9 protein-coding genes and 1 tRNA gene are annotated in these 13062 nt (G+C 45.5%); 6 read left to right on the top strand and 4 right to left on the bottom strand.

What is annotated here, in order from left to right:
• Positions 1-192 precede the first annotated feature (192 nt).
• A complete protein-coding gene (locus AC1XUF_RS12870; RefSeq protein ID WP_483342207.1) occupies positions 193-3135 on the top strand; it encodes a DEAD/DEAH box helicase in 2943 nt (980 codons plus the stop codon).
• 119 nt (positions 3136-3254) lie between these two features.
• On the opposite strand, the gene AC1XUF_RS12875 is transcribed toward AC1XUF_RS12870, so the two are convergent.
• The 3 genes from AC1XUF_RS12875 to AC1XUF_RS12885 form a co-directional block, all read right to left on the bottom strand.
• The gene (locus AC1XUF_RS12875; RefSeq protein WP_483342208.1) at positions 3255-4550 is read right to left on the bottom strand and encodes an adenylosuccinate synthase; all 1296 of its coding nucleotides are present in this window, start codon (positions 4548-4550) and stop codon (positions 3255-3257) included.
• 75 nt (positions 4551-4625) lie between these two features.
• Positions 4626-5126: a Fur family transcriptional regulator gene (locus tag AC1XUF_RS12880; RefSeq protein WP_483342209.1), complete on the bottom strand. Its 501-nt coding sequence runs from the start codon at positions 5124-5126 to the stop codon at positions 4626-4628.
• A 125-nt stretch (positions 5127-5251) separates the two neighbouring features.
• Positions 5252-7543, bottom strand: a complete 2292-nt coding sequence (locus AC1XUF_RS12885) for a RelA/SpoT family protein (RefSeq protein ID WP_483342210.1) — start codon at positions 7541-7543, stop codon at positions 5252-5254.
• A 164-nt stretch (positions 7544-7707) separates the two neighbouring features.
• Here AC1XUF_RS12885 and AC1XUF_RS12890 point away from each other — a divergent pair.
• Both AC1XUF_RS12890 and tig read left to right on the top strand, forming a co-directional pair.
• Positions 7708-7789: transfer RNA gene (locus tag AC1XUF_RS12890), tRNA-Leu, on the top strand.
• 158 nt (positions 7790-7947) lie between these two features.
• Positions 7948-9297, top strand: a complete 1350-nt coding sequence (gene tig, locus AC1XUF_RS12895) for a trigger factor (RefSeq protein WP_483342211.1) — start codon at positions 7948-7950, stop codon at positions 9295-9297.
• Positions 9298-9347: 50 nt separating this feature from the next.
• Here the strand turns inward: tig and AC1XUF_RS12900 are convergent, their stop codons facing one another.
• The gene (locus AC1XUF_RS12900; protein ID WP_483342212.1) at positions 9348-9728 is read right to left on the bottom strand and encodes a helix-turn-helix domain-containing protein; all 381 of its coding nucleotides are present in this window, start codon (positions 9726-9728) and stop codon (positions 9348-9350) included.
• Between the two features lie 246 nt (positions 9729-9974).
• Between AC1XUF_RS12900 and AC1XUF_RS12905 the strand changes: the two genes are divergently transcribed.
• The 3 genes from AC1XUF_RS12905 to AC1XUF_RS12915 all read left to right on the top strand — a co-directional run bounded on the left by AC1XUF_RS12905 (position 9975) and on the right by AC1XUF_RS12915 (position 13023).
• Positions 9975-10649, top strand: a complete 675-nt coding sequence (locus AC1XUF_RS12905; protein ID WP_483342213.1) for a ClpP family protease — start codon at positions 9975-9977, stop codon at positions 10647-10649.
• Positions 10650-10894: 245 nt separating this feature from the next.
• Positions 10895-12139: an ATP-dependent Clp protease ATP-binding subunit ClpX gene (gene clpX, locus AC1XUF_RS12910; protein WP_483342214.1), complete on the top strand. Its 1245-nt coding sequence runs from the start codon at positions 10895-10897 to the stop codon at positions 12137-12139.
• A 107-nt stretch (positions 12140-12246) separates the two neighbouring features.
• Positions 12247-13023: an SDR family NAD(P)-dependent oxidoreductase gene (locus tag AC1XUF_RS12915; protein ID WP_483342215.1), complete on the top strand. Its 777-nt coding sequence runs from the start codon at positions 12247-12249 to the stop codon at positions 13021-13023.
• Positions 13024-13062: the final 39 nt, after the last annotated feature.

Raw genomic sequence — 13062 nt, forward strand, 5'->3', positions numbered from 1 at the left:
GGGGAGAAAAAGAAAAAAAACGGCTGCGTTGACCTGATATGCGGAGCGGCTATTCGAAAAGACTTCGTGGCAGGAGTCTTTTTTTTTGCCCTGCTTTAACCTATATTTGAAGTTTTCCATACCGTAAAGACGGCTATTTCCGACGGCCCTATATCCCTTTTCCCATCAACAACTCATCACGCAGAACAGTCCATGAAAGTATCTCCCTCAGAACCTTTTAAGATTGTTTACTCAATTCTGAACCACGAGTACTTGGGGTATATCTTTGAATCATTTGTAGTCCAGCTCAACAATCACGGTGAGTTTACATTTCAGATACAAAACATTTCTTCCAAAAACATCAAGGAATTTCGCAACGGGCTGGACACGCGTGATTTCGAGCTGGTGAGGCTGATTGATGACATCCAGCAGGATGCTATTCTTAGGAAGTTCAACACCAAAAAATGGAATGCCATTGACTTCTTTCTCAAGGTTTACGATCCTCAAAAGGGTGACAAGCTAATTCAGGAAGCAATCAGCGAATATCTTGAAAATTGTAAAGCCAGGATCCTGGAACGGCTATCAGGCAAAGACATGTTCATCATGGGCAGCGATGGTAATCCGATCTGGAAGCCGGTCGTTATGGAGCAAGATAAGGCGACCATCCGTTTTCACTTTATCAGAAATGAGGATAACACTCATTATTTCCCGACGATAAGGCACCAGTTTCAAAAGCTTGATTTTCAATATAAAAATGCTTTTCTGATCTGCGAAGATCCGGCATGGCTGGTTGTCGAAGGCCATCTCTACAACTTTGAAGGTAATGTAGACGGAAAGAAGATCAAACCTTTTCTGAGCAAAAAATTCATCGCCATCCCGGGTCAGATGGAGGAGCAATATTATGGTCGTTTTGTCGCACCACTAATCGCATCTTATGATGTCGTTGCACGGGGTTTTGAGATCAGAAACGTGTCGTCATCGCCAAAAACCGTGCTGACGATTTCCGAATATTCAAACTCTGCAAAAAAAGCGCCGGTTTTGTTTCAGGAGCCGGATGACGTGGAGCTGATGGAGGAAGAAGACAATGATGTTGCTTTTGATCTGTCGTTCCTGTACGCAGGATTTTCCTTCCACTACGATAGCTTCGCCCATCCTTCCAGCGTGCATATGGAGAAGAAAGGAAATGAATACTTTTTTCATAAGGTCAAAAGAAACATCGACGCTGAGACCCTAAACGTACGTCTGCTGAAAGAATGGGGTTTGAATATGCGGAACGGGAAAGTCCAAATGCCTAAGTCGCAGGCATTTGGATGGCTGCAAAGCAATGCTCCGGCGCTCGCCGAAAATGGCATCAGCGTCAGACAGAATACAAGTGATGTAAAGCGCTACTTCCTCGGTTATTCGTCGCTGGACATCTCGATCAATGAGGGGACAGACTGGTTCGATATCCATGCAAAGGTCAGATTTGGCGAATTTGAGATCCCTTTTATCCAACTGAGAAATTACATACTTAACCGGAAACGGGAATTTATACTGCCCAACGGGGAGGTCGCGGTCATTCCGGAATGGTGGTTTACCAAGTATTCAGAATTCTTTTCTTTCACAGAACACGGAGATGCCGATGATGACCTCCGACTGCGGATGCACCATTTAGCACTGGTGCAAGAACTAAATGAAGATAATCTCGCTACCGCAGTAATCAGCCGAAAACTTGAAAATCTGCGTGACTTTCAACAGATAGAGCCTGTGGAGCCGCCAAGGAATTTCAACGGGACTTTAAGACCTTACCAAAAAACCGGTTACGATTGGCTGCAATTTTTGAAACAATACAGGTTAGGCGGTTGCCTGGCCGATGATATGGGCCTTGGCAAAACGGTCCAGACACTTGCATTGCTTCAATCCGAAAAAGAGGCTGGAGTTAGTCATCCTTCTATGCTCATCATGCCGACATCCCTGCTTTACAACTGGCAGCTTGAAGCGCATAAGTTCACGCCGGATATGAAGGTCCTGCTTTATACAGGTACCGGCCGTGAAAAAGATACGGCTCAATTTGACCAGTATGACCTGGTACTGACATCTTACGGAATTATCCGACTGGATATCGACATACTTGAAAGTTACCGCTTTAACTACGTCATCCTTGATGAATCCCAGGCTATCAAGAATCCCGCATCAATCATTACCCGTGCCGTCAGAAAGCTCAATTCGGCGCACCGTTTGGTACTGACAGGCACGCCGATTGAGAATAATACACTTGATTTATGGTCTCAAATGTCCTTTATCAATCCGGGACTTTTAGGCAGCCAGTCATTTTTCAGGGACGAGTTTCAGGTTCCTATAGAGAAGCGTGGCGATGAAGACAAAATCAAAAGGCTTTATAATCTTATCAAGCCCTTTATCCTGAGAAGATTAAAATCACAGGTCGCTACCGACTTACCCGAGAAAGTGGAGAGCATCCAATATTGCGACATGACTGACGAGCAGGAAAAAACCTACGAGGAAGCCAAGGCATATTACCGTAATCTGATTCTGCAGAGCATCGATGCCGAAGGAATATCCAAATCGCAACTAGTGGTATTGCAGGGGTTGACAAGGCTCCGGCAGCTTGCAAACCATCCGCGCATGGTTGATCCGGAATACCTACATGGTTCCGGTAAGTTTGAAGATGTACTCTACAAGATGCAAACAGTGATCAGCGAAGATCATAAAATACTGATATTCAGTCAATATATCAAGCATTTAGAACTATTCAGGCATTACCTGGAGGAAAGGGGGATCAGGTTCGCTTACCTGGATGGCGCAACGCGCGATCGGCAGGAACAGGTAGAAACCTTCCAGGTAGATGAGGGGATTAAGATATTTCTTATCTCACTGAAGGCCGGAGGCTTGGGACTGAACCTCACCGCGGCAGACTATGTGTTTATTCTGGATCCATGGTGGAACCCTGCCATTGAGGCACAGGCTGTGGACAGGGCGCATCGCATTGGCCAGGATCGAACGGTTTTTACCTATAAATTCATCACCAAAAACACGGTCGAAGAAAAGATCCTGGCGCTTCAGAAAACGAAAAAGCAGTTAGCCGACGACCTGATCTCAAATGAAGAAGGATTTATAAAGTCACTCAGCAAAGAAGACGTGCTGAATCTATTGGCTTGATAGCGTTGGCGATATCAACACTGGCTTGTCTAAATAGCCGTTGCCGGTGTTGTCACCGGCAACAGCTATTCTCACATGTCGTATTTGTTGGTGATAACACCAAAACAATGGCCGTTAGGCTATACCGATAACTCGGGAGCTTCCCTGCTGATTAAAGCCTCCCGGTCAGGACCTGTTGAAATAAAAGTGATTGGCAATTTCAATTCCTCTTCCAGGAACTTCACATAAGCCAGCAACTCTTCGGGAATCGCATCAAAATCGTGTATACCATCCAGCGATTGCTGCCATCCTTTGAACTCTTTATAAACCGGCTCCACTGTTTCGTCACAAAGATCATAGGGAAGCTGGTCTGTAAGCGTTCCATCGGGAAGACGATAATTGGTACAAACCTGGATCGCATCAAAAATCGTAAGGACATCCACTTTCATCATGATTAACTGAGTTACCCCGTTGATCATGATCGCATATTTCAACGCAGGCAAGTCGAGCCAGCCGCATCTGCGCGGACGTCCTGTGGTAGCTCCAAATTCGCGGCCTTCCTGACGCATTTTTTCACCAGTCTCTTCCAACAGTTCCGTTGGGAATGGCCCGCTGCCTACTCTCGTACAATATGCTTTGAAAATACCAAATACCTCACCGATCTGATGGGGTGCAATACCTAAACCAGTACATGCGCCGGCCGCCATGGTTGTTGAACTCGTCACAAAAGGATAAGAACCAAAGTCGATATCAAGTAAAGATCCCTGGGCACCTTCTGCTAAAACTGTTTTACTTTGACTAAGCGCGTCATTGATCGTGTACTCGCTGTTAACCAACGTGAACTGCTTCATGAATTCAATTGCAGCAAAGAAATTCTCTTCTCTCTCAGCAAGCACGTCGGAATAATCGTAGTTATAAAAGTCCAGGATTACCTTATGTGCATCTACGAGCTTCTTGTATTTAGCAGCAAAATTCGGAGAAAGCACATCTCCCACGCGTAACCCTAATCTCGCTACTTTATCCTGGTAAGCAGGTCCGATACCCCTCAATGTAGACCCGATTTTAGAATCTCCTTTGGAACGCTCATAAGCTGCATCAAGCAATGCATGCGTCGGAACGATAATGGAAGCTTTTTTGGACACAAATAAGTTACTGATCAGGTCCAGGTTATATTTTGCGAGGTTCTCTATCTCTCTTTTAAAAACGATAGGGTCCAATACCACACCGTTCCCGATAATATTCTGGATGTCGCTGCGAAAAATGCCGGACGGAATCTGGTGTAGTACGTGTTTGATTCCATCAAACTCCAACGTGTGCCCTGCATTGGGGCCACCCTGAAATCGGGCAACAACCTGATAACGCGGAGCAAGAACGTCCACAATTTTACCTTTTCCCTCGTCTCCCCATTGAAGACCAAGTAGTACGTCAACTTTCATTCAATTTTTGATTACTGAAACTAATATGGTGTAAGATAAATGCGCCGCCTTCTGCGGGCCTTCGGTCCTGATATGCTATCGGTCTTCGAAAACGGCCGTCGTTTCCCGAACTTCGTTTTTGTTCTGACAGTTTTCTTTGGTGCAGTTTCCATAAAAAATAAGAGAATGGTGCAGCACGCTGAAATTCAGCATTTCACCAACCATATTCTGGATACTCTGGATCCTGGGATCACAGAATTCCATCACTTTATGGCAATCGGTACAAATGAGGTGATCATGTTGTTTGTTGCCATACGATTTTTCAAACTGGGCCAGGTTTTTGCCAAACTGATGCTTGGTCACCAGATCACAATCTACCAGAACGTCCAAAGTATTATAAACAGTTGCCCTGCTTACCCGGTAGCGCTTATTTTTCATACTGATGTAAAGTTCATCTACATCAAAATGATCCTCCCGGTTATAAATCTCTTCCAATATCGCAAAACGCTCCGGTGTTTTGCGAAGTCCTTTGTTTTCCAGATAGGCCGTTAAGATCTTCTTTGCGGCTTCGAAATTTGGTTTGCTGGCTTGTGGCATATCTCTGATATTCTTGCGCGAAAATACGCTTTTTTACTTAAATCACAGTTAATCTGGCAGTATTACGATGCCTGGACAATCGCTGTCACCTCAATAACAACACACTAATAGAATCGTTCAACCCTTTATTTCCCGGTGAGATTGGTATCAAACCGCTGTACATTATATACACCTTCCACGTGCTCTAGTTTTTCAATCAATATGTCCAAATGCCTGGTATCCTGCACATAAAGCTTAATGTCTCCGTTAAAAACACCATCTTTAGTATCGATGGTAAGACCTCTCATATTAATGTGCAGCTCATTGGAGATAATCCTTGTCACGTCATTAACCAACCCGACACGATCGGTTCCTGATAAATAGAGCCCTGCCAGGAACGCTTCTTCTTTACTCGACTCCCATTTAGCCTTAATAATACGATTCCCGTGTTTCGACATAAGCTCAGCGGCGTTCGGGCAAGTAGTCCTATGTATTTTGATCCCCTCATTGATTGTTACAAACCCAAATACATCATCTCCTGCGATTGGGTTGCAGCATGGCGCCAGCTTATAATCGATTTTATCCATGTCATCACCAATCAGCAGTGTATCGCTATCGGCACGGTCGCCATGGATGTGCTTCAAAAATTTGGTCAATGCCTTTCCGTCCCCGGGAATATGGCCTGGTGCGGGAATAGCATGCGCAACATCAGAAGATTTACGCTCCTTCGCCTCCTTGTCTTTCTTGAACCGCTTTAATTCATCCAGCTGAATGTACCCTTTACCGATTCTATAGAAAAAATCTGCAGCCGTTTTACATTCAAAAAAAGCGCGCAACTGGTTCACTACTTCGGCGGTCAGGTCTATGCCTAATATCTTCAGTTTTTTCTCAACCATTTGTTTCCCGTCGGTCTCATAACGACGGTTATCTTCTTTGAGAAAATCCTTGATCCTGGCTCTCGCCTTAGAGGTTACGACGATCCGCAGCCAGTCTTCATTGGGTTTTTGCTTGCTGGAAGTGATGATCTCAACTTGATCGCCATTGTTCAGCACATAGCTGATCGGGACCAAAATCCCGCCCACTTTCGCCGCCATGCAATGCGCTCCTACTTCGGAGTGAATATCAAATGCAAAGTCCAGCGCGGTGGCGCCGCTTTGCAGTACTTTGAGTTCACCTTTCGGTGTAAACACAAAAACTTCTTCGTTAAATAAATTGCTCCTGAACTCGTCCAGGAATTCGATAGCGGCCGTTTTATCGCCGTATCCGTTTTCGAGCGTTTCCCTAACCTGGGTGATCCATTGCTCGATGTTACCTCTGACCTTGGTATCATTTCCTTTGTATTTCCAGTGCGCCGCATAACCCTTCTCGGCGATTTCATCCATCCTTGTCGTACGGATCTGAACTTCCACCCATTGTCCGCTTTTGCTCATCACCGTTGAATGCAACGACTGGTATCCGTTGGCGCGGGGAGTGCTCAAAAAGTCCTTTAAGCGGTCAGGATTGGGCTTGTAGTGATCCGTTACGATCGAATACGCCTGCCAGCAAATCGCCTTTTCCCGATCATTTTCTGCGGTCGATTCCAGTACGATCCTGATTGCAAAGAGATCATATATTTCCTCAAAAGGCTTGTTCTGCTTGCGCATTTTATTCCAGATCGAATAGATCGATTTGGGGCGGCCCTTCAGGATAAAATTAAGTCCCGCAGCTTCCAGGTCCTGTGCAATAGGCTCCATGAATTTGGCAATGAAGCGGTCGCGGATTCCTTTCGTTTCTCTCAATTTCCTGGCAATCGCCCGGTATTCCTGTGGTTCGGTGTATTTGAGATACAACTCTTCCAGTTCGGACTTAATACTGTACAACCCGAGCCTGTGTGCCAGCGGCGCATAGATGAATATGGTTTCCGAGGCAATTTTGAGCTGCTTATCCCTCGGCATACTGTCCAGCGTACGCATATTATGCAGCCTGTCGGCCAGCTTCACAAGAATCACCCTGACATCGTCTGAGAGTGTCAGCAGCATTTTCCGAAAGTTCTCCGCTTGTTGGGAAGTTCCGTACTCGAACCGCCCGGATATTTTGGTCAGCCCATCGATAATTTTCGCTACTTTTTTTCCAAAAAGACGTTCAATGTCTTCAATGCGCATATCGGTATCTTCCACCACATCGTGGAGCAGAGCCGCAACGATACCTGTGGTGCCCAGGCCGATTTCTTCAACTACAATTTGCGCCACCGCCAGCGGATGGTAGATATAGGGTTCTCCTGATCGGCGGCGCATATCCTTGTGCGCATCGACCGAAGTATAAAAAGCCTTTTTGATTAATTTTGCATCATTATCCTTCAAAAAAGGCTTGGCTGTACGTAATAACCGGCGGTATTTTTTGAGGATATCCTTACGCTCCTGTTCCAGATCAATGGTGAGGGGTTCAACGAGTTGCTCCACTGCTATATGTATTGGTATGCTTTACCAAAATAACAAATTTTGAGCACATTTTTCAATATTGGCTAGCCAAAAGATAAAATTTCACAAAAAACTTGCATGTATAGGAAAAATAAGAATACCTTTGCACTCCCAATTCGACGAAAGGCGGATAAAGGGGTAAATAAGCGGGCGTGGCGGAACTGGTAGACGTGCTAGACTTAGGATCTAGTGCCGCAAGGCGTGGGGGTTCGATTCCCTCCGCCCGTACGAATTACAAAGGGAATGACGGGGCGTCAGATTTCTCGCAAAAGTTGAATTGCTCCGTACTATAAACCCGTCAAATGCCCTCAGGACTTCGTTTTGAGGGCATTTGTTTTTTTCTTTCTATTTTATCCAAAGGTATTTACCAACAGCATAAGCGACTCATGGAAGTTTTATTAGAAAAAAGTTCGCCCACATTAGCCTCTCTGAAAGTTACGTTGACCAAAGAAGATTATCAGCCAAAAGTTGATAAGACAATCAAGGATTATTCGAAACGTGTTAATCTGAAAGGATTTCGTCCAGGCAAAGTTCCGTCCCATGTGATTCAGCGCATGTATGGCAAAAGTATTCTCGTGGATGAGGTAAATAACCTTTTAAGCAACGCAGTAAGCAGCTATATCAGAGACAATAAATTACAGGTTGTGGGCGATCCGGTGCCTGACCGCGAAAAAGCAGCCGAGGTAAACTGGGACAATCCAAACCAGTTTGAATTCAGCTATGATCTGGGTGTTGCGACTGACTTCGAAGCAACCCTGAGCGACCTTCCAGCCGTAAAACGTTACACGATCAACGTGGACGATGCGGAACTGGCCAAAACATTGACCAGCCTTCGCGAAAGGTTTGCAGACAGCATTCATCCCGAGGTGAGCGAAGCAGGAGACATGATTTTTGGAAAGCTGACACAGGAATCTTCTGAGTTCACTACTTCAACGGCAATCCCGACCAAACAAATCAAAGAGGAAGCACTGGCAAAATTCATCGGCGTTAAAAAAGACGATACGATTGTTTTTGACATTCAGGATACATTCGCCGATGAATCGGCTATCGCTCATGTTACCGGTAAGAAGAAAGAAGATATCGGAGAACTGTCGGGCGATTTTACGCTGGTAGTGGAAGACATCACACGGTCTGCACCGGCCGCCTTGACGCAGGAGTTTTTTGATAAAGTGTTGGGCCCCGGACAGGCTGAAAGCGAAGAGCAGTTCAACGAAAAGGTCCTTGAAATCATCAGAGGGAATTACGAGCGTGAAACCGAAGCTCTTTTACGTCGCGATATTGAGAATACCTTGCTCGATAACATTGCGATTGAGCTTCCCGGTGAATTTTTGAAAGACTGGCTGGAGCGTACTAACGAAGGCAAATTCACACGCGAACAGATAGAGGAACAATTTAGCGATTTTCAAAAATCCCTGAAGTTGAGCCTGATCAAAAACAAAATTGCCGACAAAGAGGGAGTTAAAGTTGAATATCCTGAAATCCTCGCATTTACCCGAGAAATGGTGAAGGGACAATTCGGCATTTACGGTGACGACGAAAGCATGAAGGAAACCATCGACCGCGTCGCACAAGGCTATCTGGCGGACAAAGAACGCGATAACTATACAAGCATCTTCAATCAGGTATTCGATAACAAGGTCCTGGATATCATCCGTGGGCAGGTCACTACCGACGAGCAGACCATTGAAGTAAGCGAATTCGAAAAACTGGCCAAAGGTGAAGAAGTAGAAGCCTGATCCGTATTCGTTAGATATTTTCACCGTCCCGGATTTCGGGGCGGTGTTTTTTATTTAAAGCCGATCCGTTCCCGATGTTCTCCAATCTCACGTACAATACCTTCGCCAAACCATTGTCTGAACTTCAACTTCCACTGATCCAGCTCGTTCAGCAAGCGCCTGTTTTCTGCTATCAGCCTGGTATTTTCCTGACGCAACCATTCAGTTTCGGACATGGTTACCGAATCAAAACCCATTAAATCGGGGAGCGGTATTTCCAATAATTTTGAAATGTTTTCCAAACGTGAAATGGAAAGTTCGGTCCGCCCTCTTTCCAGATCACCATATGCTGTTGTCGACAGGCCCAGCATATCGGCCATATTTTCCTGGGACAAACCCTTTTGGAGGCGGATCTGGCGGATTTTCTCTGATAAGTTGGATGCAATATTCATATTGCGGTATGTTTTCTGTTAGTAACAATTCATGATGCAAGGTAATCACCACATTCATAGCTGACTCTCGCAAATTCCGATAATTTATCACAGAAATTGACAAGGATTATTGAATGAAATAGTCAATTTTGTGACAAGTGAAAGAATTGCAAGTGGGTTTATAATCAGAAACTAACATATATTGCTTTTTGTTCTCTTAGTCATTTTGCCCTTTAAATATAAATTCAATTAAATTTAAGTTTATCGATGAATCACGGAAATGAATTTAGAAAATACGCTGTTCACCATCTCGGCATGAATGGCCTTACAGTTGACGGCTACGTAAACCACACCATTGACAACATGACACGCTCCGTTATCGAAGAGCGTCCAATGAATTTCCGGGAGGTCGACGTGTTCTCACGTTTAATGGCCGACCGTATCATATTTATGGGAACCGGGGTTGACGATAACATTGCCAATATTATTGTCGCACAGCTGCTATTCCTGGAATCGGCCGACGCAAAAAAAGATATCCTGATGTACATTAATAGTCCGGGCGGATCGGTTTATGCAGGGCTGGGTATTTACGACACCATGCAATATGTGCGTCCCGACGTAGCGACTGTATGTACCAGTCTGGCTGCATCCATGGGCGCGGTGCTGCTGGCTGGCGGGGCCGCAGGAAAGCGTTCTGCACTTCCACATGCACGCGTGATGATCCACCAGCCATCCGGCGGTGCCCAGGGAACATCGGTTGATATCGAGATCACAACCCGTGAAATCGTGAAACTGCGTCATGAGCTATATGAGATCCTTGCCAATCACACCGGCCAGACCGCCGAGCAAATTGCGTTGGATTCTGACCGCGACAAGTGGCTGAAAGCTACCGAGGCAAAAGAATACGGATTGATTGATGAAGTTCTGACAAGAGAAAAATAGTGCACTAAGTCCTTCTTGGATGGCCCGGATAGCATGTCTGTCCGGGCCATTTTATTGTATGGCCGCTCCCGAATTTGGTAACCCGGTTAAAAAACCGGAAATTCGCCTACAAATACCCTGACCTGGAAATGGCCCGTCAAATTGAAACAATAATTAATGTCTTCTTGTTAATTGGTTTTCCAGGCTCTTTTATACCATCATTTCGGATTGGTACACCGGCAAATCAACAAAGATTATAAGGATCAATGGCACAAGTAAGTTGTTCGTTCTGCGGACGTAAGAAAAATGAGGTAGATTTATTACTATCCGGAATAGATGCACACATTTGTAATCACTGCATTGCACAGGGGCATCAGGTAATTACCGAGGAACTGGGCCCGAAAGAAGATAAAAAGGAGAAAAAAACCAAGCTCCCCAAACTCAAGCCTATCCCGCCTGCCGAAATCAAACGTTTTCTCGAACAGTACGTGATCGGCCAGGATGAAGCAAAACGCTCGTTGGCGGTTGCAGTATACAATCACTACAAACGGCTTAACCAGACCAGCACAGAAGATGACGTCGTCATCGAGAAATCAAACATCATTATGGTTGGTGAAACTGGAACGGGGAAAACCTACCTGGCCAAATCCATTGCCCGTATTCTCCAGGTACCATTTTGTGTGGCTGATGCTACTGTTGTTACCGAAGCAGGTTATGTGGGCGAGGATGTTGAAACGATCCTGACACGTCTTTTGCAAGCCGCGGACTACAATGTGGAAGCCGCTGAAAGAGGTATCGTTTACATTGATGAGATCGATAAAATTGCGCGTAAATCCGATAACCCTTCTATTACCAGGGATGTAAGCGGCGAGGGCGTTCAGCAGGCACTGCTGAAATTACTCGAAGGCTCAATTGTGAATGTCCCACCACAAGGCGGACGCAAGCATCCTGATCAAAAAATGATTACCCTTAATACCGAAAACATTCTTTTCATTTGCGGGGGCGCATTTGATGGCATCGAAAGGCACATTGGCAAAAGGATCAATACCCGGCCGATCGGGTTTTCGGGAGATAACCGTATCATTGAGATTTTTGACAAAGGCAACCTGATGCGTTATGTAACAGCTATGGATTTGAAATCCTTTGGTTTGATTCCCGAACTGATCGGCCGACTCCCTGTCCTGACGCACCTCAATCCGTTGGATCGGGAAACATTGCGCCGCATTCTGACAGAACCGAAGAACGCCCTGGTAAAACAGTACAGTAAATTATTTGCAATGGAAGGTATTACGCTTCATTTTGAGGAGGAAGTTCTCGATTTCATTGTTGACCAAGCTATGACATACAAGCTCGGCGCGCGTGGGCTACGGTCCATTTGCGAATCTATCATGACCGACGCCATGTTTGATCTCCCTTCTCAGAAAGATGTCAAGGACTTTACATTGTCGCTTGACTACGCAAAAGATAAATTCGAAAAGTCTTCCATGTCGCTGCTTCGTTCTGTGGCTTAGTCCGCTTAATTCTTAGGTATAAAGCGCCACCTATTTCAACGTAAATAGGCGGCGCTTTTATTTTTTATGGTAATAGTCCTACTTTGCATTAAAATTTGAAAATAGTGATGGAAAATTGGTTAGCAAATAAGTCTATTGTAATCATTGGAGGAACAACCGGTTTGGGACTTTCTGCCGCCAGGGCATTTGTAAAAAATGGTGCGAGCGTGGTTGTGGTGGGCCGGAATCCGGAAAACTGCCTGATAGCCGAGTTACACCTCGGAAACGCTTCGCGGGCCAAACAGGGTGATGCCACCCATCCGCAAACGGCATTGGATGCCATTCAACTTTGTATTCGCGAATTCGGCAGTTTTGACGGGCTGTACCATGTAGCTGGCGGCAGTGGTGAGAAATTTGGCGACGGCCCGTTGCATCAAATTTCGCTTGAAGGTTGGAACAAGACACTCGACCTGAACCTGACCTCCCTCATGTTGTCTAACCAGGCGGCCATAAGAACTTTTATGGGAATGAATAAAGGAGGGGCCATTCTGAATATGAGCTCTGTGTTGGGCGTCTCTCCTGCCTCGGCCCACTTTGAACATCATGCCTACGCGACCGCTAAATCGGCGGTTGTCGGTTTTTCCAGGTCCATTGCTTCATCCTATGCCTCGAAAAACATTCGCATCAATGTTCTGGCCCCCGGAATTATCGAAGGTACTGAAAACAATTCGCAGGAATCCTTGGGGTATGTTTCAACCAAACAGCCTCTGGAAGGCGGAAGACCAGGATTAGCAACCGATCTGGACGGAGCAGCTATTTATTTTATGTCTGACTTTTCGAAATTTGCAACCGGACAAGTGTTCACTGTAGACGGAGGTTGGACGATCAGTGACGGACAATATTGAGGCATTCAGCCGCGCTTGATGTGAAGAAATAAGGATGAA

The sequence above is a fragment of the Dyadobacter sp. HNCC25DJ185 genome, assembly GCF_056895195.1.